General features: G+C 60.8%; 29 protein-coding genes. 15 read left to right on the top strand and 14 right to left on the bottom strand.

Annotated elements, in window-relative coordinates:
• Positions 1 to 98: 98 nt before the first annotated feature.
• Positions 99 to 692 carry a tetratricopeptide repeat protein gene (locus tag VNX23_RS18510; protein ID WP_414643030.1) on the bottom strand — a complete coding sequence of 198 codons (594 nt, stop codon included), beginning with the start codon at positions 690 to 692 and terminating at the stop codon, positions 99 to 101.
• A gap of 213 nt (positions 693 to 905) precedes the next feature.
• Positions 906 to 1,031 (bottom strand): type B 50S ribosomal protein L36, encoded by a 126-nt coding sequence (gene ykgO / locus VNX23_RS18515; RefSeq protein WP_002718645.1) that lies wholly within the window; start codon positions 1,029 to 1,031, stop codon positions 906 to 908.
• Between the two features lie 273 nt (positions 1,032 to 1,304).
• Here ykgO and VNX23_RS18520 point away from each other — a divergent pair, with 273 nt between their 5' ends.
• Positions 1,305 to 2,189 (top strand): amidohydrolase family protein, encoded by an 885-nt coding sequence (locus tag VNX23_RS18520; RefSeq protein ID WP_325632353.1) that lies wholly within the window; start codon positions 1,305 to 1,307, stop codon positions 2,187 to 2,189.
• A 124-nt stretch (positions 2,190 to 2,313) separates the two neighbouring features.
• Here the strand turns inward: VNX23_RS18520 and VNX23_RS18525 are convergent, their stop codons facing one another.
• Positions 2,314 to 3,198: a LysR substrate-binding domain-containing protein gene (locus VNX23_RS18525; protein WP_325632354.1), complete on the bottom strand. Its 885-nt coding sequence runs from the start codon at positions 3,196 to 3,198 to the stop codon at positions 2,314 to 2,316.
• Positions 3,199 to 3,367: 169 nt separating this feature from the next.
• Here VNX23_RS18525 and VNX23_RS18530 point away from each other — a divergent pair, with 169 nt between their 5' ends.
• From VNX23_RS18530 to VNX23_RS18545, 4 genes are read left to right on the top strand one after another with little or no spacing between them, the layout of a single operon-like run.
• A complete protein-coding gene (locus VNX23_RS18530) occupies positions 3,368 to 3,679 on the top strand; it encodes a DUF485 domain-containing protein (protein WP_325632356.1) in 312 nt (103 codons plus the stop codon).
• 4 nt (positions 3,680 to 3,683) lie between these two features.
• The gene (locus tag VNX23_RS18535) at positions 3,684 to 5,207 is read left to right on the top strand and encodes a cation acetate symporter (protein WP_325632357.1); all 1,524 of its coding nucleotides are present in this window, start codon (positions 3,684 to 3,686) and stop codon (positions 5,205 to 5,207) included.
• Positions 5,208 to 5,261: 54 nt separating this feature from the next.
• Positions 5,262 to 6,002: a haloacid dehalogenase type II gene (locus VNX23_RS18540; protein WP_325632359.1), complete on the top strand. Its 741-nt coding sequence runs from the start codon at positions 5,262 to 5,264 to the stop codon at positions 6,000 to 6,002.
• The gene (locus tag VNX23_RS18545; protein ID WP_325632360.1) at positions 5,999 to 6,457 is read left to right on the top strand and encodes a YbaK/EbsC family protein; all 459 of its coding nucleotides are present in this window, start codon (positions 5,999 to 6,001) and stop codon (positions 6,455 to 6,457) included. Before VNX23_RS18540 ends, VNX23_RS18545 begins: the two co-directional genes overlap by 4 nt.
• Before the next feature lie 157 nt (positions 6,458 to 6,614).
• Here VNX23_RS18545 and VNX23_RS18550 read toward each other — a convergent pair whose 3' ends face one another.
• Complete coding sequence (locus tag VNX23_RS18550; protein WP_325632361.1) at positions 6,615 to 6,929, bottom strand: hypothetical protein; 315 nt, start codon at positions 6,927 to 6,929, stop codon at positions 6,615 to 6,617.
• Positions 6,930 to 7,568: 639 nt separating this feature from the next.
• On the bottom strand, positions 7,569 to 8,492 hold the full coding sequence (locus VNX23_RS18555; RefSeq protein ID WP_325632363.1) for a LysR family transcriptional regulator: 924 nt from the start codon (positions 8,490 to 8,492) through the stop codon (positions 7,569 to 7,571).
• 114 nt (positions 8,493 to 8,606) lie between these two features.
• On the opposite strand from VNX23_RS18555, the gene VNX23_RS18560 reads away from it, so the two are divergent.
• The 10 genes from VNX23_RS18560 to VNX23_RS18605 all read left to right on the top strand — a co-directional run bounded on the left by VNX23_RS18560 (position 8,607) and on the right by VNX23_RS18605 (position 16,403).
• Positions 8,607 to 9,305: a pirin family protein gene (locus VNX23_RS18560; protein WP_325632364.1), complete on the top strand. Its 699-nt coding sequence runs from the start codon at positions 8,607 to 8,609 to the stop codon at positions 9,303 to 9,305.
• 134 nt (positions 9,306 to 9,439) lie between these two features.
• Positions 9,440 to 10,039 (top strand): NAD(P)H:quinone oxidoreductase, encoded by a 600-nt coding sequence (gene wrbA / locus VNX23_RS18565; RefSeq protein WP_325632365.1) that lies wholly within the window; start codon positions 9,440 to 9,442, stop codon positions 10,037 to 10,039.
• A gap of 91 nt (positions 10,040 to 10,130) precedes the next feature.
• On the top strand, positions 10,131 to 10,262 hold the full coding sequence (locus tag VNX23_RS18570; protein WP_325632367.1) for a hypothetical protein: 132 nt from the start codon (positions 10,131 to 10,133) through the stop codon (positions 10,260 to 10,262).
• A 176-nt stretch (positions 10,263 to 10,438) separates the two neighbouring features.
• A complete protein-coding gene (locus tag VNX23_RS18575) occupies positions 10,439 to 11,398 on the top strand; it encodes a DUF5996 family protein (RefSeq protein WP_325632368.1) in 960 nt (319 codons plus the stop codon).
• Between the two features lie 462 nt (positions 11,399 to 11,860).
• Complete coding sequence (locus VNX23_RS18580) at positions 11,861 to 12,160, top strand: hypothetical protein (RefSeq protein ID WP_325632370.1); 300 nt, start codon at positions 11,861 to 11,863, stop codon at positions 12,158 to 12,160.
• Between the two features lie 38 nt (positions 12,161 to 12,198).
• Positions 12,199 to 12,336 carry a hypothetical protein gene (locus tag VNX23_RS18585; protein ID WP_325632371.1) on the top strand — a complete coding sequence of 46 codons (138 nt, stop codon included), beginning with the start codon at positions 12,199 to 12,201 and terminating at the stop codon, positions 12,334 to 12,336.
• 57 nt (positions 12,337 to 12,393) lie between these two features.
• On the top strand, positions 12,394 to 12,687 hold the full coding sequence (locus VNX23_RS18590; RefSeq protein ID WP_325632373.1) for a hypothetical protein: 294 nt from the start codon (positions 12,394 to 12,396) through the stop codon (positions 12,685 to 12,687).
• Between the two features lie 14 nt (positions 12,688 to 12,701).
• Positions 12,702 to 13,502 (top strand): fumarylacetoacetate hydrolase family protein, encoded by an 801-nt coding sequence (locus VNX23_RS18595; protein WP_325632374.1) that lies wholly within the window; start codon positions 12,702 to 12,704, stop codon positions 13,500 to 13,502.
• Entirely contained in the window at positions 13,499 to 15,232 is a 1,734-nt protein-coding gene (locus VNX23_RS18600) for a thiamine pyrophosphate-requiring protein (protein WP_325632376.1), read from the top strand. The genes VNX23_RS18595 and VNX23_RS18600 overlap by 4 nt, the downstream gene beginning before the upstream one ends.
• A gap of 151 nt (positions 15,233 to 15,383) precedes the next feature.
• Positions 15,384 to 16,403, top strand: a complete 1,020-nt coding sequence (locus VNX23_RS18605; RefSeq protein ID WP_325632378.1) for a tripartite tricarboxylate transporter substrate binding protein — start codon at positions 15,384 to 15,386, stop codon at positions 16,401 to 16,403.
• 49 nt (positions 16,404 to 16,452) lie between these two features.
• Here VNX23_RS18605 and VNX23_RS18610 read toward each other — a convergent pair whose 3' ends face one another.
• From VNX23_RS18610 to VNX23_RS18650, 9 genes are all read right to left on the bottom strand, one after another.
• Entirely contained in the window at positions 16,453 to 16,998 is a 546-nt protein-coding gene (locus tag VNX23_RS18610; protein WP_325632379.1) for a heme-binding protein, read from the bottom strand.
• Positions 16,999 to 17,056: 58 nt separating this feature from the next.
• Entirely contained in the window at positions 17,057 to 17,671 is a 615-nt protein-coding gene (locus VNX23_RS18615; protein ID WP_325632380.1) for a hypothetical protein, read from the bottom strand.
• Between the two features lie 346 nt (positions 17,672 to 18,017).
• Positions 18,018 to 18,875 (bottom strand): D-amino-acid transaminase, encoded by an 858-nt coding sequence (locus VNX23_RS18620; RefSeq protein ID WP_325632382.1) that lies wholly within the window; start codon positions 18,873 to 18,875, stop codon positions 18,018 to 18,020.
• Positions 18,876 to 19,130: 255 nt separating this feature from the next.
• Positions 19,131 to 19,862 carry an amino acid ABC transporter ATP-binding protein gene (locus tag VNX23_RS18625; RefSeq protein WP_325632383.1) on the bottom strand — a complete coding sequence of 244 codons (732 nt, stop codon included), beginning with the start codon at positions 19,860 to 19,862 and terminating at the stop codon, positions 19,131 to 19,133.
• 13 nt (positions 19,863 to 19,875) lie between these two features.
• Complete coding sequence (locus tag VNX23_RS18630; protein WP_325632385.1) at positions 19,876 to 20,568, bottom strand: ABC transporter permease subunit; 693 nt, start codon at positions 20,566 to 20,568, stop codon at positions 19,876 to 19,878.
• Between the two features lie 3 nt (positions 20,569 to 20,571).
• Positions 20,572 to 21,303 carry an amino acid ABC transporter permease gene (locus VNX23_RS18635; protein ID WP_325632386.1) on the bottom strand — a complete coding sequence of 244 codons (732 nt, stop codon included), beginning with the start codon at positions 21,301 to 21,303 and terminating at the stop codon, positions 20,572 to 20,574.
• 81 nt (positions 21,304 to 21,384) lie between these two features.
• Positions 21,385 to 22,302, bottom strand: a complete 918-nt coding sequence (locus tag VNX23_RS18640; RefSeq protein ID WP_325632387.1) for an amino acid ABC transporter substrate-binding protein — start codon at positions 22,300 to 22,302, stop codon at positions 21,385 to 21,387.
• 161 nt (positions 22,303 to 22,463) lie between these two features.
• Positions 22,464 to 23,381 (bottom strand): amino acid ABC transporter substrate-binding protein, encoded by a 918-nt coding sequence (locus tag VNX23_RS18645; protein WP_325632389.1) that lies wholly within the window; start codon positions 23,379 to 23,381, stop codon positions 22,464 to 22,466.
• Positions 23,382 to 23,745: 364 nt separating this feature from the next.
• Positions 23,746 to 25,128 carry a M20 family metallopeptidase gene (locus VNX23_RS18650; protein WP_325632391.1) on the bottom strand — a complete coding sequence of 461 codons (1,383 nt, stop codon included), beginning with the start codon at positions 25,126 to 25,128 and terminating at the stop codon, positions 23,746 to 23,748.
• Positions 25,129 to 25,244: the final 116 nt, after the last annotated feature.

Below are 25,244 nucleotides of genomic sequence, written 5' to 3' on the forward strand. Positions count from 1 at the left end.
TCAAAGGAGCTCTGGCAACTTGTTGATTTGAGTAGCGGCTTTGAATTTGAAGTTCCTGTTACGAACTTGCCGCAATACCGATAGAAACCTCAAATTCACTAGATGTCGCGGCCTTCGACCTTCTCGCTCAGCGTCTTGACCAGCTCGGGGACCTTCTCGAGGTGTGGATTGATGGCGAGCGCCTTGCGGAACGCATCGAGCGCGCGTTTGTCGTCACCGAGATCCTGCATGATCATCCCGAGCCCCGCCAACGCGCCGAAATGGCGGGGTTCGCGGATCAGCACCTGCTCGATGTCGCGCAGTGAATGGGCGTAGTCGTTCTTCAGATAATACAGCGTGGCGCGCCGGTTCCATCCTTCGATGTAGTCGGGGCGCTGCTTGACCACGGCATCGAGAAGCTTCAGCGCGACATCGGACTTTTGGGCTTCCATCGCCGCCTTGGCGCGCAGCATCAGCAAAGCCGTGGTATCGCTCGGCGTCTGCAACCAGATCGCCCAGATCCGGGCTTCGACATGTTTGGCGCTGGCCTCGTCGGGAGCGGCCTTCAGCGCGCCGAACAGGAAATCCAGCCCGCGCGTCTTGTCTGCACCGACCTTCGGCAGCTTGCCTGGCGCCTCGGGCAATTTCTTCTGCTGCTTCGGCGGCGTCCCCAAGTCCTGTGCCGGCACAAGGGCCGGCGCCGCAACGGTCATCGCGGCGACAAGAACGGCTATCTTGCAACCTCGCTCGGCGTGGAATCTCGTAACCATTTTCGAAGTCTAGACGCAGGGAAAGCCGCTTGCAAAGCAACGGCGCGTCAAAGACCCGTGAAAGGGAACAGACGGACGGCGGCCGAAACGGCAGTCAAGCCCGATTGGGTTGGAATTCGGATCAGCCTATCAGCCTTGATGCGGATCGGCGTCAGATCAGCCCTGGCGCGCCTTGAAACGGCGCTGGACCTTGTTGATCACGTACACCCGGCCCTTGCGGCGGACCAGGCGGTTGTTGCGATGACGACCGCGCAATGATTTCAGCGAGTTACGGACCTTCATGAGACAATCCTGATGCTTTGAAAGGCCGCGTCCGGCACGATCGTTCGGGAAAGCCAAAATGGCAAATCATCTTTCCCCCGCCGGCGGCCGCGCCGCCCGGGACGCGCGGTTTCTAAGCCATTGCGCCCGCAAATGTCAATCCAAACAGGTCCTCGTGGAGCCGCATCGCCTGGCCCGCCACCGGGTATCTGCCTTTTTCAACGGTCCTGTCCGTGCCGGCCATATCGTTATATGGTATAATCAATTTCGAGACCGTCGTCCCCGGGAGCTGAAATGGCCAACCTGAAGCTGCCCAATGTCGAAGACGTCGTGGCGATCGACATCCACACCCACGCCGAAGAACCCTGCGGCATGCATGGCGACGACGGGTATGACGATTTCCAGGCGCAGATGGCGCAGTATTTCAAGTCCCCCAACAAGCATCCGCCGACGGTGCCGGAGACGGCCGCTTACTACCGCGCCAAGAAGATCGCGGCAGTGATCTTCCCGGTCGATGCCGAACGCGAGACCGGTTTCCGCCGCTACAACAATGACGAGATGCTGGAGGTCGCCGCGCAGAATTCCGACGTGCTGATCCCCTTCGCCAGCATCGATCCCCACAAGGGCAAGCTCGGTGTTCGCGAGGCGAGAAGGCTGATCGAGGAGTTCGGCGTCAGGGGCTTCAAGTTCCATCCGACCATGCAGGGCTTCTATCCGAACGACCGCATGGCCTATCCGCTCTACGAGGCCATCAGCGACGGCGGCGCCATCGCGCTGTTCCACACCGGCCAGACCGGGGTCGGAAGCGGCATGCCTGGAGGCATGGGGATGCGGCTGAAATATTCCAATCCGATGCATGTGGACGATGTGGCGGCGGATTTTCCCGACCTCAAGATTATCCTCGCCCATCCGTCCTTTCCCTGGCAGGAGGAGGCGCTCTCGGTCGCGACCCACAAGCCGAACGTCTATATCGACCTCTCGGGATGGTCGCCGAAATATTTTCCACCGATTCTCGTGCGCTACATCAATTCGATCCTGCAGGACAAGATGCTGTTCGGCTCGGACTGGCCGGTGATCACACCGGACCGCTGGTTGTCGGACTTCGCCAAGCTCGACATCCGCGATGAGATCAGGCCGAAAGTGCTGAAGGCCAATGCGCGCAGGTTACTGAATATTTGATTTTCGTCCCTAGTGTCCCGATTCCGAAGTTCGAACTAGCAGCCGTAACGATACGGACTTCTGAACCGCCACACCAGCATGCAGCGATGTGCGGCGGCGATTGCTCGAGACCTGCGCGGGCCGATCAGGATGCCATCCTTGGAGCCAGCGTGGTTCCGGCATTGACCAGACTGTCGGCCAGATAATGGGCGAGTTCGCCGACGAGGCGGGAATTGCTGCGGCGCCCGAATGAATAGGCCAGTTCAATGGTCGGAAGTTGCGGCAAGCGCAAGCCGTGAGGGACCACGCGCAGCGGCGGTGTGACCAGCGCCCGCGCCAGCACCGTGATCCCCATCCCTTCCACGGCGGCCGATTTCAGGCATTCAAAGCTCGGGCTGACGAAACTGAGATGCCACGGTTGCTTGTGATCCCTCAGCGCGGCGACGGCACAATTGCGATAGGCGCAACCTTCCGGAAACAGGATGAGTGGCACGGAGGCGGCCGCATCGGCGGAATAGTTGGGGCCACTCACCCACACCAGTTGCTCGCGCAGCGCGACGGTGCCGCTCCTTGCGCCGGTCGGCTGCTTGAAGAACGCCAGATCGAATTCGCCGCGGGCGCTGCGTTTCATCAGGTTTTCCGACTGGTTGGCTTCCACTTCGAGCCCCACCATCGGATGTCTGTTCTTGAATCGCGCCAGCCACGAGGTGAAGTCGCGGCCGAAGAAGTCGAGCGGCACGCCGAGCCGGACAAAGCCGCTCAGCACATCGTCGGACATCGAGGCATAGGCCTCGTCGTTGAGCTGAAGGATGCGGCGCGCGTATTGCACGAGCTTGCTGCCTTCCGACGTCAGGTTGATCACGCGGCCCTTGCGCCGGCTCAACAGGCTCTTGCCGATCTGGGCCTCGAGCCTGGCGATCTGCTGGCTGACGGTCGACTGCGAACGGCCGACGCTCTCGGCGGCGCGCGAGACGCTCATGGTGTCGGCGACCACCATGAATGAACGAAGGCAGTCGATATCGAAATTCATAGCACGCTCCATCATCGTCAAACGCGATATTGATCATCACGATTATTCATTTTGTCACTTCAAATTTTGCGGATAACCAAACCTGGCTCGGAACAGGCGCTTTGGTTGCGCGACGCTTCCAGCCAACCCGCCGGAGTGCGGGGCGACTCAGGACATCGAGGGAGGGATCATGGCTCGCGACGGCGCATCGCTTGAGGCTGCGCACGCCTCGGTCAGGCGGTTGATCGCCGAGAAGCTCAGGTTTCTGGTGCCGATGACCATCATCTTCGTGGTCGGCTACATCGGCCTGACCGGGCTTGCCGGCTTCGCGAAGGATTTGATGGGAACGAGGGTAGTCGGCTCGGTCAATCTCGGCTTCACGTTGATCGCATTCAACTACCTGCTGTCGTGGGTGCTGGCGATCGTCTACGGGCGCATCGCCGCGGACAGGTTCGACCCGCTTGCGGCAAAGGCCGCAAGCGAAACCACCGATCGGGGATAATGTAATGAACCTGACGCTCGGTATTTTCGGCCTGATCCTTCTGATCACGCTTGGCATCACTTATTGGGCAGCAAAACGCACCTCGACGACGGCCGATTTCTACGCCGCCGACAGCCGATTGACCGCCGCGCAGAACGGTTTTGCGCTCGCCGGCGACTGGTGCAGCGCCGCCGCCTTTCTCGGCTTCACCGGATTGACGGCGCTTTACGGCATGGACGGCGCGTTTTATGCGCTCGGACCGTTGGTCGCGTTCTGCACCGTGCTGTTCCTGATCGCCGAGCCGATGCGAAATACCGGAAAGTATACGCTGGGCGACATTATCCGCAGCCGCATGCAGACGCGGACCTCGCTTCTGGCGGCGATCGCCGGAACGGTGGTCGTCAACTTCGCCTATTTGATGCCGCAAATGGCCGGCGCCGGCGTGCTGGTGCGCCTGCTCACTGGCATCTCCTACGACTGGGCGGTGATTTTTGTCGGCGTCAGCATGATCGTCTATGTCGCCTTCGGCGGCATGCTGGCGACCACCTGGGTTCAGATCGTCAAGGCGGTGCTGATGTTGAGCGCCGGCGCGATCATCCTGATCATGATCCTGTCGATGATCCATTTCAATCCGCTCACATTGTTTGCGGACGCCGAACAGAAATACGGCGCAAAATTCCTGCTCCCGGGCAACTATCTGAAGAATCCGTTCGACCAGATATCGCTCGGACTGGGTTACACGCTTGGCCTTGCCGGGTTGCCGCACGTCATGACGCGGTTCTACACCGTCCCGGACGCCAGGACCGCGCGGCGCTCGGTGGTGTGGGTGATGTTTCTGGCAGGCGCCTTTTTCGCAGGTACAACCCTGTTCGGGTTGGCGGCTGCGAACCTCGTCGGACAGGATGTCATCCGCGCGGCCGACAAGGGCGGCAACCTGACGCTGCCGCTTCTGGCGCAATATCTCGGCGGCGGCAAAGGTAGCCTCGGCGGCGACCTCATGCTCGGCTTTGTCGCGGCCGTGGCGGTCGCGACGATTCTCGCTGTGGTTTCCGCGCTCACGCTCTCGACCTCGGGCGCGATCGCGCACGACTTCTACGTCAACTGGGTCAAAGGTGGTCGGGTGGAGGGCAGGCAGGAGGTCTGGTTGGCCCGCGCGACCGCGGTGGTGATCGGCGTGCTGGCGATTGCACTCGGCATTCTCGCACAAGGCGTCAACGTCGCGGTGCTGGTCATTCTGGCGATCTGCGTCGCCGCCAGCGCCAACTTTCCGGTGTTGATCCTTTCGCTGTTCTGGCGGCGTTTCAACACCGGCGGGGTGGTCGGCGGAATGGCGGTTGGGCTACTATCTTCGGTCGTACTGGCGATGATCGGCCCGGCAATGCGCGGCGCCGACGCGTTATGGCCACTGGTCAATCCGACCGTGGTATCATTGCCCCTGGGCTTTTTAGGTGCCGTTCTCGGGACCTTGATGTGGGGACGCGACGTCAAAAACGAGCAGCGTTTTGACGCATTCCTGCTGCAGGTCCATACCGGGGTCGCATCAAAATAGATGCGCCACCACGGCGACGCCGATTCATTTGTTTGTTAACGAGAGAGATATTCCGTGACGATCCAAGCTGTTGTGTTCGATGCCTACGGCACGCTCTATGACATCCAGTCGGTGGCCACCGTTACCGAGGAGGCATTTCCCGGATATGGCGAGATCATCACCCAGATCTGGCGCATCAAGCAACTGGAATACACCTGGTTTCGCTCGCTGATGCGCCGCTACGAGGATTTCTCGGTCATCACCGGGGATTCGCTTGCCTATACCATCGGACTGCTCGGCTTGACGCATGATGCGGCAACCTTCGAGCGCATCATGGACAAATATCTTCACCTTGATCTCTATCCCGATGTGAGGGCCACGCTTGAGAGGCTGAAAGGCCGTAAGCTCGCGATTCTTTCCAACGGCTCGAGCGGCATGCTCAACACGCTGGTGCACAACACCGGCCTCGACCGCATTCTGGACGCCACCATCAGCGTCGACGAGCAAAAAATATTCAAGCCGTCGCCAGACACCTACGCCCTGATCGAAGCAAGGCTCGGCGTGCGTCCCGCCGAGGTCCTGTTCGTCTCGTCGAACCCGTGGGACGCTTGTGGAGCGAAAGCCTTTGGACTAAATGTCGCCTGGATCGAGCGGGTGACCCCCGAAGCCATGGCGCTGGCCTGCGTCAAAAGCGACGTCGTTCCCCCGCTCACGATGTTCAAGGCGCTCCGCACGCAAATGGACGAACTTGGCGTCAAACCGGATTATCGTATTCACGCGCTTTCGGAATTGCCCGATCTTATTGCCCGTTCATGAGTCTTGAATCCGTCCGCGCGTTTTTCGCCGAGAACGCCCCCGACATCGCCGTGATCGAATCGCCGAAGAGTTCGGCGACCGTGGCGCTCGCCGCGGAAGCCTATGGCGTCGAGCCGGCGCGAATCGCCAAGACGCTGAGCTTGAGGATCGGCGACCAGGTGATCCTGATCGTCGCCAGCGGCACCTCGCGGATGGACAACAAGAAGGTCAAGGCGCGTTTCGGCGGCAAGCCGAAAATGCTGGGGCTCGACGAGATCGCCGACATCACCGGCCATGAAGTCGGCGGTGTTTGCCCGTTCGGACTGAAGGCACCATTGCCGGTCTACTGCGACGTCTCGCTGCGGGAATTCGATGAGGTGGTGCCGGCGGCGGGCTCGATCCACAGCGCTGTGCGGATCGCGCCATCACGGATGGCGGAATTGGTCGCCGCCGAATGGGTCGACGTCTGCGAATAGCAGAACGTTCTTTCGCATCATCTCATCGCACGCCCTAAAGCGTTTTCGAGCGAAGTGGAAACCGGTTCGCGTGAAGAAAACGCGTCAAACAAAAGATTCGAGCCTCGGTTTTGATTCTATCAAAACCGAATAGGCTCTAAGGACGCGCGCGCCTTGGTCAATATTGGTAGTTGCGCCGAACCGGCGGCGTCACTGGCGCCGGCGGAGTCGGCGGCGGCGGATTGACGGCGCTGTTGCTTGATTCAAACACCGCGCGGCACGGTGCACTGAGCACCGGCGTGTTTTGCCGCAAACAGGCAACGATCCTGTTCACGTCCGGTATTTGTGCCCCACACAGCCGAAACACGTCGGGCGTGCAGGCCATCTGCTGCTCCATGGTTCCGCGATACTCCTGTGGAAAGACGGAAGTTCCACTCGCGGCGAGGATCGCGATCGAAACCACAAAGCTCAGGATAACCCGGTGCTCTCGCATGTCCGATTTTCCTTCGATTGGCATGCTCTTCAAACGGTTCAGCCGGCCCAAGCAAGCTAGTCAAAGCAATGAGGCCAAGCGATGGTTCTCCTCGAACAACAAAATGTGAGGGGCGCTGGTGTTCCGATTCCGAACGATTGTGCGGTTCTCATTTGTGAACTTCGGAATCGAAGGGGCGCGAGCCAACCTATGGATCTGGCGCGGTCTTGGTTTAGAAGTCCGTACGAGGAATAGGCGGCACCATGATACGGGCTTCAGGCCCGCGACATGAGAAGGGCCTGCCTTTTTAAATGTCCGCTGGTGCGAGCTGACGTTGGGCAGACTCGCTAAGCGTGCGTCGAGCTCAATCTCAGCCAAGTGTCGGACATTGTGCAACAGACCAAGGTCGGCAATCGAGGCGTCGCCTATGTTGTTGACGCCGGGGGCGCGTCATCGCGCATCCAGATTCCGGCGCGCGCAGGTCTTTGCGGGATTTGTCGTCCCTCGCCCAGGTGCAGCAGGCGCGCATCACGACAGCTTTGACGGGACTGCCCATATCACACGTGATATCAACGATCAAAAGGTTGTGGCGGTCACAGCCTATAGCGTGAACCGGCACACGGGCAAAGGCGCCCCAGTCTCGTGCTGTCGTTGAGGCGATCAGCCGTTTTGCTTTTTCAATCGCCTTGCCTTGGCAAAATGCCTGGCCAGAAAATCCGCGAGCACCTCGACGCGCGCCGGACGCGGACCGCCGGGCGGCGTCACCAGGTGCACCGCACCTTCGGCCTGCTTCCAGCCTGTGAGGATCACTTCAATTTCACCGGATTCGATCGCGTCGTCGACAATGAAGTCCGGCAGATCGGCGATACCGAGCCCTGCGATCACAGCCGGCAACAGTGCTTCGCCGTTGTTGACGCGCAACTGGCCTGCCGGCCGCACGCTCGCCTGCTCTCCGGCCGCATTGCTGTAGTGCCAGACTTCGGGCGTGGTCATATAGGCGTAGCCAAAGCACTTGTGTTGCGCGAGCTGCATCGGATGGGTCGGCCGGCCGTGGCGCTTGATATAGGACGGCGCCGCAACGGTGTAACGTGCGACCCCGCATAACCTTCGCGCAATCAGTGACGAATCCGGCAGCCGCGCGATCCGCAAGCCCGCATCAAACCCTTCCCCGATCAAGTCCACCATGGCGTCGCTAAGGTGCAGATCGACGGAAACGTCGGGATAGGCGTGCAGAAATTCCGGGAGGATCGGTGCCACCGATTTCACGCCGAACGTCATCGGCACCGCGAGGCGAACAAGGCCGCGCGGCGACACCGATAGCGCCAGCGCTTCGTTCTCCGCGGCTTCGCCGTCGGCGAGCAGACGTTGGGCGCGCGCGGACAATTTCTGCCCGGCATCGGTCAAGGCGAGCCGCCGCGACGTGCGGTTGAAGAGCCGCGCGCCGAGCCGCTTCTCCAGCCGGCCGACGGCTTTCGAAACCGTTGCCTTGGACAACGCCAATTCGCTGGCCGCCGCCACAAATGACCGCAATTCCACGACTTTTGCGAAAATCGCCAGCCCCTCGAAATCGGGAAGTTTCGTCATCTGGATGCTCCGCAATGGCTAATAAACGGAAACAATAAGTTTCAATTGTTTCTATTTATGCACGATCGGGAAGCGCATATCCAGATGCTCAATCAGACTTCAACGGAGTTTCCGATGATCGAACACAGACCTTTCGACAGACTAGGGGCGGCCGACCACGGCTGGCTGAAGGCCAGGCATCACTTTTCATTCGGCAGTCATTACGACCCCGACAACATAGGCCACGGCGCCTTGCGTGTGTGGAATGACGACGAGATTGCGCCGAACACCGGCTTTCCCGCACATCCGCACGCCAACATGGAAATCATCACTTACGTCCGCGAAGGCGCCATTACCCACCAGGATAGTCTCGGCAACAAGGGCCGCACCGAAGCAGGCGACGTTCAGGTGATGAGTGCTGGTTCCGGGATTCGTCACTCCGAATACAATCTGGAGCCGAAACTGACCAAGATCTTCCAGATCTGGATCGAACCGACGAAGCCAGGCGGTCAGCCGACCTGGGGCGCCAAGCCTTTCCCGAAGGCCGACCGCTCCGGCAATTTCGTCATCATTGCCAGCGGATTTGCCGGCGACAAGGACGCGCTGCCGATCCGTGCCGACGCGCGGGTTCTTGCGACCACGCTAAAAGCCGGCGAGAGCGCGCAATACAAGCCCGGCAAAGCACGCCATCTCTATCTGGTGCCGGCGGCCGGCAAGGTCGAGATCAATGGCATCAGCGTCAACGCGCGCGACGGCGTCGCGATCCGCGACGAAGCCGCGCTGAAGATAACCGCGCTGGAAAATTCCGAACTGGTGCTGGTGGACGCTGCGTAGGAACCGCGGCGCTCGAAAAGCAACGACGTCATGCGCGGGATGTAGCTCCCGCGCATTGGAAATCCCAAACGGCGAATTGCCGGTCAGGCCGGCGATTGGCGCTGCAAAGTCAACCTGATTTCAAGGAGACAATCATGGCGAAAGTTCTTGTTCTTTATTATTCCGCATACGGCCACATCGAAGCCATGGCGAACGCGGTGGCGCAAGGCGCCCGCGAAGCCGGCGCTTCGGTCGACATCAAACGCGTTCCCGAGCTTGTACCGCCGGAGGTCGCGAAGGCATCATACTACAAGGTCGATCAGCAAGCTCCGATCGCGAAAGTCGAAGATCTCGCCAACTATGACGCCATCATCGTCGGCACCGGCACCCGTTTCGGCCGAATGTCGTCACAGATGGCGAACTTCCTCGATCAGGCGGGCGGCCTCTGGATGAAGGGCGCGCTGCACGGCAAGGTCGGCGGAGCCTTCGCTTCGACCGCGACCCAGCATGGCGGTCAGGAAACCACCCTGTTTTCCATCATCACCAATCTCCTGCACTTCGGCATGACTGTCGTCGGCCTCAACTACGGCTTTGCGGGCCAGATGAAGCTCGATGAAGTCACTGGCGGTGCGCCCTATGGTGCAACCACGATCACAGGCGGCGACGGCAGCCGTCAGCCATCCGAAAACGAATTGGCCGGCGCGCGCTATCAAGGCCGCGTGATCGCCGAGACCGCAAGGAAATTGCATGGCTGATCCGACCTGAGCGGTATTCCCTTCACGGTAAGCAGCCCTACCTGCCCCGGCAATCGAAGGATTGTCGGACCAGGCGCAGAGAACGGGCGAGATGATCGAACTGCTCTTCATCTACCAGATGGCGCGCAAGCCGCTGCAGGCGGCTGCGCGACGCTGGTGGTGCCGAAACCTGTTCCGCGTGTCGCGTGGACGGCGCCGATGCGCGGAATGCACCAATTCGTAAGGCCCTGAAGTTCGGCCAGCGGCGATACGCCTTTTGTGGGCGCGAGGCTCGCGATACCTGCGCGCATTGCCGCCACTGATCGCAATTCAACGACACAAATTGTATACTTGGCGGAAGGTTGCATCCGGCTTTTTCGTGCCGGAAGCCGATCACAGCGTAGCGTAAGGGTGATATCTATGAGCAACGCATTGCCGGGCTCCTCGGCCGCGCCCTGGCCGGAATTGCCGACCGCAGCATGGCGCGAGACCTGCGCCACGTTGCATCTCTGGACCCAGATCGTCGGCAAGATTCGTCTGGCGCGAACGCCCTGGCTCAATCACTCCTGGCATGTCGCCCTTTACGTCACGACGTCCGGCTTGACGACCTCTCCGATCCCCGACGGCACGCGCACCTTCCAGATCGATTTTGATTTCATCAATCATGATTTGAGGATTTCAACCAGCGACGGCGCGACGCGGCGGCTGATGCTCGCCGGGCACTCGGTTGCCAGTTTCTACACCGCCGTTCTGACCGCGCTCGCGGAACTCGACATTCACATCGCCATCGACGAGATGCCGAACGAGCTGCCCGACCCGATCCGGTTTTCGGACGATGAGCGGCACGCATCCTATGACCCGGACGCGGTGGGACGTTTTCTGCAAATCCTCGTCAATGCCGACCGCGTGTTCAAGCGCTTCCGCACCGGCTTCATCGGCAAGGCGAGCCCGGTACATTTCTTCTGGGGCAGTTTCGATCTCGCCGTCACCCGTTTCTCGGGCCGCCGCGCGCCGCGTCATCCCGGCGGCGTACCGAATTTATCGGACGCCGTCGCATGCGAGGCCTATTCGCACGAGGTCAGCAGCGCCGGCTTTTGGCCGGGCTCCGGTGCGATCGACTATCCCGCTTTCTATTCCTACGCCTATCCTGAACCGCCAGGTTTCCGCTCCGCGCGTATCGCGCCCGAGGCCGCGTTCTTCAGCGAAGCCCTGGGCGAATTCATCCTGCCTTATGACGCCGTCCGCACCGCGTCAGATCCGGATCAGGCGCTGCTGGCATTCCTGCAGAGCAGCTATGAGGCCGCGGCTGAGGCCGCCAAATGGGATCGCGACGCGCTGGAATGCGCGCTCGGCAAGCCGGGCGTGGTGCGGCAGATCTAGATCGGAAGCAGCCGCTATCCGCCTTAAACATCGGCGGCGGGCGCCGGCGGGCTGCCAAAGGCTGCGGACAAGCGGCCGTGCTTTAGAACGGCTGACGCAGCTCTTGCTGAAAAAGCGCCGCGCGCGTAACGCATGCAACACCGCCTCTTGCAACGCCGAAGCGAGACCGGTTAGTGTGGCGGATCAGAAGTCCGCATCATTGCAGCCCGCGAGTTCGTCGTGCGGATTTCTGAACCAAAGCCACACTAGAAACAATGACTTGCTAGTGTCCTTCCGATTCCGAAGTTCGCAAACGAGGTGCCGCAAAATGATGCGAACTTCGGAATCGGGACACTAGTGTCCACCTTCTTGCGTTCGCGTCGTGTGCAGCGAGGGTAAAAGCAAAAGTCAAATCCACCGTGCGGGCATGAAAGCGGTGATCAACGCGCGGCATTCAGTCCGCGGGACTCGATGGAGGAAATGATGAAGGCCACTAACCGGTTCTGGCGATATCTTGTGATGCCGATATCGTTCGCCGGCATGTTGAGCATTGGCTCGGCGGCCGAACTAAATCCGGCCGCGATCAGCTACAAATTGCCGGATCAGATTCCATGGAGCGCAGTCGATCCGCGCGGTGCGCAAAATGCCGTTGTGGTCGGCGACCCGAACAAGACCGGCTTTTACATGGTTACACCAAATGGACCAAGGGGAACCACTTCAGCCGGCCGCACTTCCATCCGAATGATCGCTACATCGTGGTGTTGCAGGGGACATGGTGGGTAGGCACGGGGCCAGAATTCGATCCGGCAAAAACAACGCCGATGCCGGCGGGAAGCTTCGTCACCCATTTCGCCAAAGAAGTTCACTGGGACGGCGCCAAGGACGAGGATGCCGTGCTCTTGATCATGGGTGAGGGTCCGGCGACCGCGAATCCGTTCATTCCCGCAAGCTCGAAATGATCGAGGCCTCACGCAGGCTTGGCCCGCAATTCGCTCGGAGAACCACCTGGAGGATTGATGCATCAGGGTTCGAATGTGCAATTCGAGCGCGCGTTGGACGAATTCGCCAAATGGCGCGCAATCCCCGAGCAGGCGAGATCGCCGGCCCCGGCATGGTGGTGGGGCACGGCGATCGAGCTGCGCGATGTCACAAGGCCGATGCCGAGGCAATGGTGTGAGGGCCTGCAACTCGCTGAGGGAGCGACCTACGCCGACGGGGCGCGCTTTCTTCTTCACCTGTTCGCCGATCAAAGATCGCTGCCTTCGGCGGACGGATTTCCCGGGCATTCATCGCCGCCGGATTGCAGATAAAACGGGACGATTGCGTGCGCTGGCTCAAGTTCACCGCGAATGGGCAGACGTCCTGGGGGATCGTCGACGGCGATCGCGTGATCAAGGTCAGCGGCGATCCCATGGGCGAATGGCAACGCACGCCGCAAACCTTTTCATTGATGAGCGTGAAAATCGAAGTGCCGCTCATTCCGCGCACCTTCTATTGCGTCGGCCTGAACTATCTCAAGCATCTCAAGGAAGCCGCCGACAAGCGCGGCGAGGTGCCCAACGTCCCCGATCGGCCCGAGGTCGGTTACCGCGCCCAAAATGCCCTGATCGCGCACGATGAGAACGTGGTCATTCCTGCCGATGCGACCGAAAGGATTCACTACGAGGGCGAACTGGTCGTCGTCATCGGCAAGAAAGCAAAGCACCTTGGTGAGCGCGACGCGATGGCCTGCGTATTCGGCTACACCATCGGCAACGATGTGAGCGAACGCACCTGGCAGAAGGCAGACCGCGGATTGTGGCGGTCCAAGAATGCCGACACGTTCAAGCCGATGGGGCCGTGGATCGAAACCTCCGTCGATCTCGACAGGATGGAAACCGTCGTGCGTCTGAACGGCAAGGAGAGCAATCGCTTCCACACCAACGACATGATCTTCGGCATCAAGGAATTCATCGTCGAGATGACGAAATATTTCACGTTGTGGCCGGGCGACGTGATCTGGATGGGAACCGACGGCAGCTCGCCCGACCTGAAAGCGGGCGATGTCGTCGAAATCGAGATCACCGCCATAGGCACCTTGCGCAACAAGTTTGTTGCCGAGACTTCGCCTGGTAAAACGGCATGAGCCGCCACTCTACCGCGCATTATTTCCTCGAAGGCCTGGTCGATCTCGGCGTCGAATATATTTTCGCCAATCTCGGCACCGATCACGTGTCTCTGATCGAGGCCCTGGCGAGCTGGGACAAGCAAGGGCGCAAGCATCCCGAAGTGATCCTGTGCCCGCATGAAATCGTCGCCGTGCACATGGCCGCGGGCTATGCGCTCGCGACCGGACGCGCGCAAGCCGTGTTCGTGCATGTCGATGCGGGCACCGCGAATGCCTGCATGGCGATCCAGAACCTGTTTCGCTATCGCCTGCCGGTCCTGATGTTTGCCGGTCGCGCGCCCTTTACGCTGCGCGGCGAATTGCCGGGCTCACGCGACACCTATGTGCACTTCGTACAAGATCCGTTCGACATCGCCAGCATCGTCAGGCCTTACGTCAAGTGGGAATATTCCCTGCCTTCTGGAATCGTGGTGAAGGAGGCGCTTGCACGGGCCGGCGCCTTTGCCCAAAGCGATCCGCCGGGTCCGGTCTACATGATGTTGCCGCGCGAAACGCTTGCCGAACAATGGGACGACGCGGACATGCCGGCGTATCCGCCTTCGCGCTATGGCTGTGTGCGGACCGGCGGAATCGAACCGGCGCGGGTCAGTGCCATTGCGGATGCCCTGATGGCGGCGGAAAACCCGATTGCGCTGACGGCCTATCTCGGCCGCAAGCCGGAGGCTGTCGCCGTGCTCGAACGCCTGGCGCTGACCTGCGGCATCAGGGTTGCGGAGTTCAATTCGATCGATCTGAATATTTCGCAGGCCTCGCCGTGTTTCGCGGGCTTCGATCCCCTGCCCCTGCTCGAACAGGCCGATCTCGGCCTGCTCCTGGATTGCGATGTGCCGTTCATTCCGCAATATGCCAAGCGAGCCGATGCCATCAGATGGATCCAGATCGACATCGATCCCCTGAAGTCGGATTTTCCGATGTGGGGATTTCCGACCGACCTTCGGATCCAGGGCGACTGCGCGACCGTGCTGGGCCAGGTGCTTCAGGCCATCGAGGCGCGCGCCGATGACACGTGGCGGCGCCGCGTCGAGAAACGAATAGCAAGCTGGAGCGGCGACCGCGAGAGAAGCGCAAAGCGCCGCCCGGCTGCGAGCGCAACCAAGGGCGTCCCGGGTGCGCTTAATCCCGCCTTCGTCTTCGCAACCCTGAACGGAAAACTGTCGCAGGACGACATTGTGGTGAACGAAGCGATCCGCAACGCGCCCGTCCTGCAGGAACACATCACGCGCACGAGGCCGCGCAGCTATGTCGGACTGGCCGGTGGAGGACTTGGATTCTCGGGCGGCATGGCGCTGGGCCTCAGGCTTGCGCAATCCGATTGCCGCATCGTGCAGGTGATCGGTGACGGGGGATTTCATTTCTCCTCTCCCGACAGCGTCTACGCCGTGGCGCAGCAGTACCGGCTTCCCATCCTCACGGTCGTCGTAGACAATGGCGGCTGGCAGGCGGTGAAGTCGGCGGTGCAACGCGTCTACCCCCAGGGCGTAGCCGCTGAAACCGACCAGTTTCAGTCGCGTTTGACTTCGGGCCGCCAGGGCGAGCGGAGGGATTTTTCGGAACTTGCCAAGGCTTTCGGCGCGTACGGCGAGTGCGTCACCGAGCCGGACGAACTTGCAGCGGCGATCGACCGGTGCCTCGCCGCACTCGACGAGGGTCAGGCCGCCGTGCTGCATGTTCACGTCACGCGGCTTTGAAACGATCGGGACAGAATGCGGGACCCCAGAGATGAAATTCATCTTTCGCCGCAGTGACGGTGCGCTCCCTCTCCCCTGGCGGGAGAGGGTTGGGGTGAGGGGGTGCGGTCCATCGAGAGGGCAGAACCCCTCACCCGGATCGCATCTGGCGATGCGATCCGACCTCTCCCTCAAGTGGAGTGGTGAAGCGATCTGCGCGGCGATCGGCCTGTGTCTCGGATGGATGACGCTCCTCACGGCGGTGACCGGCTCCGCATTCGCCCAGCAGGACCCATCGAAATATCCGACCCGGGTCATTCATATCGTCGTCGGCTTCACGCCGGGCGGAGGCAACGACCTCATCGCGCGGATCGTGGGACAGAAATTGTCCCAAAATCTCGGACAGCCCGTCGTCGTCGACAACAAGCCCGGCGGCGGCGCGATCGTCGCCACCGAATATGTCGCCAAATCGGCGCCGGACGGCTACACGCTCCTCGTCGGCGCCAGCGGCGCGATGGCGATCAATCCGGCCGTTTACACCAGGCTGCCTTACGATCCGGTCCGGGACTTCGTTGCGGTCTCCGAGCTCGGATCATTTCCGTTAATCCTGATCGTCAATGCGTCTTCAGGAATCAAATCGGTCGCCGACCTCGTCGCCTTTGCCAAGGCAAATCCCGACAAGACGAACTACTCGAGCTCCTCGGCAGCGTTCCAGCTGGTTACGGAATTGTTCAAGCAGAAGACCGGCGCGCCGATGCAGGAGATCCCCTACAAGGGCGCAAACGACTCCGTGATGGCGGTGATCTCCGGTCAGGTAACCGCGACGATTGCGGATGCCGGTCCGGTATCGGGCCAGGTCAAATCCGGTCAGGTGCGTGCGCTTGCGATAGCCGCTCCGGGCCGCACCGAAGACTTTCCGGAAGTGCCGACCATGAAAGAGGCCGGCGCCGATGTCGATGCCGTGCTGTGGAGCGGCATCTTTGCGCCGCGGCAGACCCCGCCTGCCATTGTGAAGAAGCTCGAGGCCGAGCTGATGCGCATCATGAAGTCGCCGGATGTCGTCGCGCGGCTCAAGTCGCTCGGCATCTTGCCGGTGGGCAACACCTCGGCGGAATTTGCAGCCATTCTTGCAGCCGATATCGCGCGATGGACCGACGTCGCCAGGGCCGGCAATATCAGGATCGAGCCTTAGCGCTGCGCAATCGAGCCTCGGCGCGGGCAGCGCCGAGGCAGTTTGGCTTTTATTTCACGAGGTCGGCACCGACCTTGCAGATCACAGCATCCTGATCGCCGGTGCCGCCCGAACAACCGATGCCGCCGATGATCTTGCCGTTTTCAACAAGCGGAAATCCGCCGGGGCTCGCCGTGAGCGTTGGATCGAGCGTGGCGATGTAGCCGTGCCCGGTCTCAAAGGCATTGAAAAACAGGCGGGTTTCGCGGCGGAAGCGAGCCGCCGTGCGGGCCTTGTTGGTGGAAATCGAAACCGACGCGATTTGTGCCCCTTCCATCCGCTCAAACAGCACCAGCTCGCCATTGGTGTCGACAATGGCGATGTTCATCTTCCAATTCCGCTTCTTGGCCTCCGCTTCGGCAGCCGCCATCAACTGCTTGGCCTGCTCAAGTCCGATCGACATGCCATAGGGAATATCGAAGGGCATCTTGTCCGGCGTGCCGCCTGCAGACGGCGGAGCTGGCGGAGGAGCCGGTGTAGGGGCTTGCGCGAAGGCTTGTGAGTTGATCGCCGCAACGGCGCAAGCCGCCAGTATCATCGAAACAATCGAACGCATAACAATCTCCCTGTTCAGGTTTGTTTTCGTGGTAGTAGATCCAATCGGTGTTGCCCCGTCACATCGGCGGCGTCAGGCCGTCCTTGCCGTAGGTGACGCGCGGGGTCTGCACCGTGCCGTCAGCCTGCTTCTTGCCGGCGCCGACGAAAATCTTGGTGCCCGGTTTGAGATCGTTCTTGTCGCCGATGACATAGGTGACGACGACGGTTTCCGGGCTCACCATCAGCTTCTTCTCGCCATCCTTGTATTTGACCGACAAAACCGGTCCGTCGACGCCAGCGACGGTCTGCTCGACATTGGCATTGGTCATTTTGGTGTTCGGCTTGAGGTCCCAATCGTAGTGGCCTTCACCGGTGCCGCGCATCGATTCCGGAAAGATGTGCACCTCGATCGCCTTCTGGCTGCCGTCGGGCTGCGTCGTTCCGGTCGAGCCCACGAACATGCCCGGCTTGATGTCGGCCATGGTCGACTTCACGATGCCAACGTAAAGGCCGGGATCGCTGACCGTCACCTTGTACTCCGCGCCATCGCGGTTCTTGACTACATAGGCCGCGCCATCGACTTTTTCGATGGTGCCGCGGATGCGGACCGTTTCCTGCGCCGATGCAGGCAGGGCGACGCAGAGCAGGGCAAAACTCGCAGCAGCGAGCGTGCGCTGAAGCGTACTGGGCATTGTTATCCTCCATGGGTCTGATTGTCGGCTGACGGATCGACTACCGGGCCGAAGGCCGTCCCGCCAAGTGCCTGAAACAAGCGCTTTCTGCAACCCCAAGCTGGCGAGAATATTCCTAATGAAGGGCTCCGCAAGCTCCGCCGCCGCACTGCAACAGGATGTCATCCCACCGTCATTCTCATTGCTATTCGCTATTCACCCCTGATCCCGGCGTCCTGAATCACCCGGCGCCAGCGTGCCTCCTCGCCGCGCACATATCGGTCAAGCTCTTCCGGCGGACGCGCGACCTTGACCAGCCCGTCATTCGCGCCAAGCCTTTTGCAAGCCTCCGATTGGACCGCCAGCTTTACACCCCGGTGGCGCGGGCGAAATCGATATAGATTTCGCGCAAGCGCGCTGCCATCGGCCCGGGCTTGCCGTTGGCGACCGCTTTGCCATCGATACTGATGACCGGCTGGACGAACAGGGACGCGCTGGTGATGAAGGCTTCCTTCGCCTCGAGCGCTTCTTCGACGGTAAACGAGCGTTCTTCGACGCGCAGCTGCCGCTCTTCCGCGAGCTTGACCACAGCCTTGCGGGTACAGCCGGGCAAGATCGACGACGAGTTCTCCCGCGTGACCAGCACGTCGTTCTGCGTCAGGATGAACGCCGACGACGATCCGCCTTCGGTGACCTTGCCATCTTCGATCATCCAGGCCTCGCCGGCGCCGGCCTGCGCCGCCGCCTGCTTGGCGAGCACCTGCGCCAACAGCGCCACGCTTTTGATGTCGCGCCGCTCCCAGCGGATGTCGGGCACGGTAATGACGCCGATGCCGGTCTTCGCCGCCGGCGCATTGACGATGTCCTTGACGGAAGTGAACATGACAAGGGTGGGCTTGACGCCCTTCGGAAAGGCAAAGTCCCGCCCCGCATCGGCGCCGCGGGTAACCTCGATATAGACAAGGCCATTTTCGAGGCTGTTGCGCGCGATCAATTCGCGCTGGATTTCCACGATGCGCTCCAGCGGTTCCGGCAGGGGAAGCGATATTTCGCCGACCGAGCGCTGCAGCCGGGCCAGATGCGAGGCGTTGTCGACCAGTCTGCCCTCGAGTACGGCGGATACTTCGTAGATGCCGTCAGCGAAGAGGAAACCGCGGTCGAGAATCGAGACCTTGGCCTCGTTGAGCGGCACATACGCGCCATTGACATAGGCAATCTCGCTCAAACCCATTCTCCTTTCCGGCAACAAAGCAATGCTCGTGAAGCATATACGAAAATCGGTGCGAGTGATCCCTCTCCCCTCGCGGGGAGGGTCGGCGCGTAGCGCCGGGGTGGGGGACTCTGAGAAACGCTTCCTCACTGACGTACTTCTGGCTCGCCTACGTCCGGAGGGATGCGTTGGGAGCAAGAACGCCCCAACCCGACCGGCCTTCGGCCGGCCACCCTCCCCGCGCGTCCGCGGGGGAGGGACAAGACCGAATCAATGCGACAAGATCTTCGACAGGAATTTTTGCGCGCGGTCGCTGCGCGGCTTGCCGAAGAAATCGTCCTTGAGGGCGTCTTCGACGATTTCGCCCTGGTCCATGAAAATGACCCGACGGGCGACCTTGCTGGCAAAGCCCATTTCATGGGTAACGACCATCATGGTCATGCCCTCGCGCGCCAGGTCCACCATCACGTCCAGCACCTCGCTGATCATTTCGGGATCGAGTGCGGAGGTAGGCTCGTCGAACAACATGGCGATCGGGTCCATCGCCAGCGCGCGGGCAATCGCAACGCGCTGCTGCTGGCCACCGGATAGTTCGGCCGGATATTTCTGCGCGTGGTCCTGCAGCCCGACGCGATTGAGCAGTTTCGTTCCCCTGGCGATCGCCTCATCGTGCGATCGCCCCAGAACCTTTTCCTGCGCCAGACAGAGATTATCGATGATCCGCAAATGCGGAAAAAGTTCAAAATGCTGGAACACCATGCCGATGCGGGCGCGCAGCTTCGGCAGGTTGGTCTTCGGATCGTTGACCTTGATGCCGTCCACGACGATTTCCCCGCTCTGGAACGGCTCCAGCGCGTTGACGCATTTGATCAGCGTGGATTTTCCCGATCCCGACGGGCCGCACACCACCACCACCTCGCCCTTGGCGACGCTGGTCGTGCAGTTTTTCAGAGCCTGAAAACTCGAGCCATACCATTTGTCGATGTGGCGGATTTCGATCATCGATTGACTCAAGCTAACGGGCAAAGGCGAGGCGCGCCTGAAGGCGCCGGACGCCGAAGGACGCGACACAGGAGATCACGAAATACACCAGTGCCGCGAACAGGTACATCTCGACCAGCCGGCCGTCACGCTGGGCGACCTTGCTGGCGGCACCGAGAAAGTCGGGAATCGACAGCACATAGACCAGCGAGGTGTCCTGGAACAGCACGATGGTCTGCGTCAGCAATACCGGCAGCATGTTGCGAAACGCCTGCGGCAGCACGACGTAGCGCATGGTCTGGCCGTAGGTAAGTCCAAGCGCCTGGGCGGCGGCGGGCTGCCCCCTGGAGATCGACTGGATGCCGGCGCGCATGATCTCCGAGAAATAGGCCGCCTCGAACAGCGTGAAGGTGACAAGCGAGGAGGCAAAGGCGCCGACCCGGATCGGTCGCGAGGCTCCGGTCAGCCACTGCCCGATATAGGGAACGAGGAAATAGAACCAGAAGATCACCAGCACCAGCGGCAGCGAGCGCATGAGATCGACATAGAGACCTGCGAAACGCGACAGCAGCCAGAAACCGGACAGCCGCATCATGGCAAGCAACGTTCCGAAGATGATGCCGCCGCATGTGGCAAGGCTGGTCAACGTCAGCGTGAATGTCATGCCGTCGAAAAACAGGTAAGTGAGCGAGCGGCGGATGACGTCGAAGTCGAAATTGGCGAACATTTTCTATTTCCCGGTGATGTAGCCGGGGACCGCCACGCCGCGCTCGACGAACCGCATGACGATGACGACGACGATGTTGATCAAAAGGTAAAGCACCGTTGCGGCGGTGAAGGCCTCGAATACCTGGAAGGAAAACTCCTGCATCGCGCGCGCCTCGGCCGTCAATTCGATCAGGCCGATGGTGAGCGCCACCGAAGTGTTCTTGATGGTGGAGAGGAATTCGGAAGTGAGCGGCGGCAGGATGATGCGAAACGCCATCGGCAGCAGCACGTATCGATAAGTCTGCGCCGTGGTCAAGCCGAGCGCGGTGGCGGCGAGTTTCTGTCCGCGCGGCAGCGATGAGATGCCGGCGCGCGTCTGCTCGGCGACGCGCGCCGACATGAACAGGCCGATTCCGATCGCCGCCGTGTAAAACGGCGCACCGGGCAGTTGCTTCAGCCACAGTCCGGAAGCTCGCGGCAGGAGTTCGGGCAAGACGAAGTACCACAGGAACAACTGCACCAGCAAAGGCATGTTGCGGAAGAATTCGACATAGGCAAAGCCGACCAGGCTGGCGGTCTTCGAAGGCAATGTCCGCAGCACGCCGATGACCGCGCCGAAAGCGAGCGCAATGATCCAGGCGCAAAGCGCGGTTTCGATCGTGAGCACAAGCCCGGACAGCAGCATGTCGAGATAGGTGCCGGTCCCGCTCGGGGCCGGCTCCCAGAACACGCGCCAGTTCCAGTGATAGTTCAAAGCCGCCCCCTCGCAGCTACCGGCCGGCCCGCTGCATTGGCCATCCGGTCAAGCAATGTTCCCGCCATAGCAAAGGTCACGCTACATGGATTTGTAGAAGTCAGGATCGGGTGAATCGGTCGGCTTCGCAAAGGCCTTTTTCAGCTCGGCGCCGATCGGCACGTTGAGATTCAAGCCCTTGGGCGGGATTTTCTGCATGAACCATTTGTCATAGAGCTTTTGGCCTTCCGCGCTCCGGTAAAGCGCCGAGGTAGCATCGTCGGCGACTTTCTTGAAAGCCGGATCATCCTTGCGCAGCATGATGCCGTAAGGCTCCGGCTTCGAAAACGCGTCGGTGGAGATGACATAGGCGTCCGGATCCTTCGATCCCGCGGCAAAGCTTGCAAGCAGGATGTCGTCCAGCACCGCCGCGACCGCACGATCGGTTTCCACCATCAGGAAGGATTCGGCATGCTCCTTGGCCGGGATGATGTTGATGCCGAGGTTACGCGCCGCGTTGGCTTCGGTGAGCTGCCTGATGTTCGTGGTGCCCGACGTTGACGCCACCGACTTGCCCTTGAGATCCTCGATCGAACTGAGCTTGCTCGACTTCTTCGAGATGAAGCGGGTCGCGGTCAGAAAGTGCGTGTTGGTGAAGGCAACCTGCTTCAGGCGCTCGGGATTGTTGGTGGTCGATCCGCATTCGAGGTCGATGGTGCCGTTGGCCAGCAGTGGAATGCGGGTCGAGGAGGTCACAGGGTTGAACTCGACCGTGAGCTTGTCGAGCTTGAGTTCCTTTTTGACGGCGTCGACGATTTTCAGACAGATATCGATCGCAAAGCCGATCGGCTTCTGGTTGTCGTCCAGATAGGAGAACGGAATCGAGGAGTCGCGATAACCAATGTTGATGACGCCGGTCTCTTTGATCTTCCTGAGCGTGCCCGAAAGTTCTTCGGCGTCGGCCTGCGCAGCGCAAAAACTCGCGGCGAGCGCAAGGCCCATCACACGCAGACGTTTCATCGAATTCTCCCCGATTGAACAGTTGAGCAATGTTTGCCTCCTTCCGTCTTGAGTGGAATGCAACCTTCGGCCTAGGCCATGGTGACGACCCGGCGCCCAGCGCTTCTCATGCTCAGCGCCTCTCATGCAAGGACCGGGCCGCCGCCAAAGCCGATAAATCCCTACATCGCCTTGTAGGAGTCGGGATCCGGAGAATCCGATGGCTTGGCGAATTCGTGCTTGAGCTCCGCGCTCATCGGCACGTTGAGATTGAGCCCCTTGGGCGGAATCTTCTGCGTGAACCATTTGTCGTATATTTTCTGGCCGTCGGCACCCTGATAGAGAGCCGCGGTAGCGGCATCGACCACTTTCTTGAAGGCCACGTCGTCCTTGCGCAGCATGATGCCGTAGGGTTCTGCCTTCGAGAATGCATCGGTGGAGATGACATAAGCGGATGGATCCTTCGAACCGGCAACCAGGCTTGCCAGCAGGATATCGTCCATCACGAACGCTGCGGCCCGATCGGTCTCGACCATCAGGAAGGCCTCGGCATGATCCTTGGCCGGGATGATGTTGATGCCGAGGTTACGGGCCGAGTTGGCTTCGTTGAGTTGCTTGATGTTGGTGGTACCCGATGTCGAGACCACCGACTTGCCCTTGAGATCGTCGATCGACTTTATGTTGCTCGACTTCTTCGAAACGAAGCGGCTCGCGGTCAGAAAATGCGTGTTGGTGAACCAGACCTGTTTCTGGCGCTCGGCGTTGTTGGTGGTCGAACCGCATTCGAGGTCGACGGTGCCGTTGGCCATCAGCGGGATGCGGGTCGCCGAGGTGACGGGGTTGAGCCTGATTTCGAGCTTGTCAAGCTTGAGCTCCTTCTTCACCGCATCCACGATCCTGTAGCAAATCTCCATGGCATAGCCGACCGGTTTCTGGTTGTCGTCGAGATAGGAGAACGGGATCGACGAGTCGCGATATCCGAGCGTGATCGCGCCGGTTTCCTTGATGTTCCTGAGCGTGCCCGTGAGCTCCTCGGCGTTCGCCGCGCAGCCGCAGAACGCAACGGCCAGCGCAAGCCCGAAAATGCGCGTGCGTTTCATACGTAAACTCCTTGTTTGTCGGATAAGGTCTGTCTGAGAATTTCTTTCAACGCCGCGATGGATCGAGCCAGGGGTCTGGTCGAGCAGCTCCGTAATGTCCGCGAATACGCTCGCGAGTGCGGCATCGCTTGCATTCGAGGGTGAGGCCATACGCTTCAAGCAGGAACTTTTTGCAAAGCAGACACTGGTAGCCGAACGCAACGGGTCTTCGGATCGGAGCGATCTATCTTATGGTCCGAACGTGCGGCCATCGCAAGACGCCTTTGAAGGCAGGGCCCGGCTGCGCCACTCCGTCACGCCCCTCGCCGGCCGGCCGGGGCCGTCGTGACAGTCGTCCGGGTAACCCCGCGCGCCAGCGCCGATTCTACAACGGATGTTTCAACTCGCCCAAGTCCCAGAACAGGCCGGCCATGATGCCAAGCGCCTCTTCGGTGACCGACAGAAGCAGGTGCTCATCGGGGGCGTGCTGCGAGCAGCCGGGATAGGAGTGAGGGACCCACATCGTCGGCAAGCCGAGGGTGTCGGAGAAGACATCGTTCGGCAGCGAGCCGCCGAAATTCGGCAAAACCGCGGCTGATTTTCCCGTGGTCTTGCGGATCGATTCCGCCGTCCAGTTGATCCAGGGGCTGTTGAAATCGGTTCGTGACGCCGCAAAGCTCTGGGTTGCCCGCGCCTCGACCATGGGAAAGCCGCGCTCGGAAAGATGGGTCCTGACCACATCGGCAATGTTGTCTACCCTTGTCCCGACGACAAAGCGAAGCTGGAGGACGGCTGAGGCCTGTCCCGGAATGGCATTGGCGGGCTTGTCGATATTGCCTGATGACATCGCCAGCACTTCCAGCGTGTTCCATGCATAGAGCCGTTCGGCGGCAGACAAGCCCTCCTCGCCCCAGTCATCCGAGAGCGCCGGCTCGTCCGGCATCGGTTCGATCTTCACATCTGCAAGGGCCGCGCGGATCTGGTTGGTAAGTCGCGGCGGCTTCAAAGGCTCCACCTGCAGACGCCCGTGACCGTCCACAAGCGTGGCGATGGCGCTTGCGAGGATGGTTGCGGGGTTGGCGAGGACGCCGCCCCAATTGCCGGAATGATGCGCGCCGTCGCGCAAGTTGACGTCCAGATGAAGCCGTATTCCGCCGCGACAACCGAGGAAGAGCGTCGGACGATCCGCCGAAAGCCGCGGCCCGTCGGAGGCAAGCAGCAGGTCAGCCTTCAACTCGTCGCGGAGCTGTTCGCAAACCTGCCGCAAATCCGGCGATCCGATTTCCTCGGCGGTTTCGATGATGAATTTGGCGTTGAAGCCGAGCCGTCCGTCGCGCGTCTCGCGCACCGCGGCAAGCGCCGCCATATTGATGCTGTGTTGTCCCTTGTTGTCGGCAGTACCGCGGCCATACACCCGATTGCCTGAAATCGTGGTGCGCCACGGATCGAGATTGTCGCGCCATTCTCCGGCCATGCCGTCGACGACGTCGCCGTGCCCGTACACCAGAACAGTCGGAGCGGCTGCGCTTTCCAGGTATTCCGCCACGAGATAGGGATTTTTTCCGGCAGGGGATTCGATCAGTCTGGTCGAGAAGCCAAGTTTCGAGAAGGCAGGCTGAAGCTCCTCGATCAGATAGGATCGCAGTGCGCCCCGCTTTTCCGGATTCTGGCTTTCCGTCTGATAGGAGACCCTTCGGTCGAGCTCGGCGAGAAACTCGCCGGATTGAAGCATCCGGCGGGCCCGGGCGATGGCATCGGATCTGGTCATGACTTTTTCTTGTTTTCGGTCACTGCGTTCAGGTGGATTACGTTATCGGGATAATTGCCTTTGCGAAAGCCAAAGGGGAATGCAACAATTTCCCGTAAAATCGGGCATTCAATCTT

Source organism: Bradyrhizobium sp. (genome assembly GCF_035570375.1).
Classification (GTDB): Bacteria; Pseudomonadota; Alphaproteobacteria; order Rhizobiales; family Xanthobacteraceae; genus Bradyrhizobium.

Excerpts from the sequence above, each read along its gene's own strand:
- VNX23_RS18585 (WP_325632371.1), top strand. The coding sequence starts at position 12,199 with ATGCCGGCGGGAAGCTTCGTCACCCATTTCGCCAAAGAAGTTCACTGG.
- ykgO (WP_002718645.1), bottom strand. The coding sequence starts at position 1,031 with ATGAAGGTCCGTAACTCGCTGAAATCATTGCGCGGTCGTCATCGCAAC.
- VNX23_RS18615 (WP_325632380.1), bottom strand. The coding sequence starts at position 17,671 with ATGCCCAGTACGCTTCAGCGCACGCTCGCTGCTGCGAGTTTTGCCCTG.
- VNX23_RS18535 (WP_325632357.1), top strand. The coding sequence starts at position 3,684 with ATGAACCTGACGCTCGGTATTTTCGGCCTGATCCTTCTGATCACGCTT.
- VNX23_RS18575 (WP_325632368.1), top strand. The coding sequence starts at position 10,439 with ATGAGCAACGCATTGCCGGGCTCCTCGGCCGCGCCCTGGCCGGAATTG.
- VNX23_RS18550 (WP_325632361.1), bottom strand. The coding sequence starts at position 6,929 with ATGCGAGAGCACCGGGTTATCCTGAGCTTTGTGGTTTCGATCGCGATC.
- wrbA (WP_325632365.1), top strand. The coding sequence starts at position 9,440 with ATGGCGAAAGTTCTTGTTCTTTATTATTCCGCATACGGCCACATCGAA.
- VNX23_RS18525 (WP_325632354.1), bottom strand. The coding sequence starts at position 3,198 with ATGAATTTCGATATCGACTGCCTTCGTTCATTCATGGTGGTCGCCGAC.
- VNX23_RS18560 (WP_325632364.1), top strand. The coding sequence starts at position 8,607 with ATGATCGAACACAGACCTTTCGACAGACTAGGGGCGGCCGACCACGGC.
- VNX23_RS18645 (WP_325632389.1), bottom strand. The coding sequence starts at position 23,381 with ATGAAACGCACGCGCATTTTCGGGCTTGCGCTGGCCGTTGCGTTCTGC.
- VNX23_RS18650 (WP_325632391.1), bottom strand. The coding sequence starts at position 25,128 with ATGACCAGATCCGATGCCATCGCCCGGGCCCGCCGGATGCTTCAATCC.
- VNX23_RS18545 (WP_325632360.1), top strand. The coding sequence starts at position 5,999 with ATGAGTCTTGAATCCGTCCGCGCGTTTTTCGCCGAGAACGCCCCCGAC.
- VNX23_RS18600 (WP_325632376.1), top strand. The coding sequence starts at position 13,499 with ATGAGCCGCCACTCTACCGCGCATTATTTCCTCGAAGGCCTGGTCGAT.
- VNX23_RS18610 (WP_325632379.1), bottom strand. The coding sequence starts at position 16,998 with ATGCGTTCGATTGTTTCGATGATACTGGCGGCTTGCGCCGTTGCGGCG.
- VNX23_RS18570 (WP_325632367.1), top strand. The coding sequence starts at position 10,131 with ATGATCGAACTGCTCTTCATCTACCAGATGGCGCGCAAGCCGCTGCAG.
- VNX23_RS18520 (WP_325632353.1), top strand. The coding sequence starts at position 1,305 with ATGGCCAACCTGAAGCTGCCCAATGTCGAAGACGTCGTGGCGATCGAC.
- VNX23_RS18590 (WP_325632373.1), top strand. The coding sequence starts at position 12,394 with ATGCATCAGGGTTCGAATGTGCAATTCGAGCGCGCGTTGGACGAATTC.
- VNX23_RS18605 (WP_325632378.1), top strand. The coding sequence starts at position 15,384 with ATGCGATCCGACCTCTCCCTCAAGTGGAGTGGTGAAGCGATCTGCGCG.
- VNX23_RS18625 (WP_325632383.1), bottom strand. The coding sequence starts at position 19,862 with ATGATCGAAATCCGCCACATCGACAAATGGTATGGCTCGAGTTTTCAG.
- VNX23_RS18580 (WP_325632370.1), top strand. The coding sequence starts at position 11,861 with ATGAAGGCCACTAACCGGTTCTGGCGATATCTTGTGATGCCGATATCG.
- VNX23_RS18555 (WP_325632363.1), bottom strand. The coding sequence starts at position 8,492 with ATGACGAAACTTCCCGATTTCGAGGGGCTGGCGATTTTCGCAAAAGTC.
- VNX23_RS18640 (WP_325632387.1), bottom strand. The coding sequence starts at position 22,302 with ATGAAACGTCTGCGTGTGATGGGCCTTGCGCTCGCCGCGAGTTTTTGC.
- VNX23_RS18530 (WP_325632356.1), top strand. The coding sequence starts at position 3,368 with ATGGCTCGCGACGGCGCATCGCTTGAGGCTGCGCACGCCTCGGTCAGG.
- VNX23_RS18630 (WP_325632385.1), bottom strand. The coding sequence starts at position 20,568 with ATGTTCGCCAATTTCGACTTCGACGTCATCCGCCGCTCGCTCACTTAC.
- VNX23_RS18510 (WP_414643030.1), bottom strand. The coding sequence starts at position 692 with ATGACCGTTGCGGCGCCGGCCCTTGTGCCGGCACAGGACTTGGGGACG.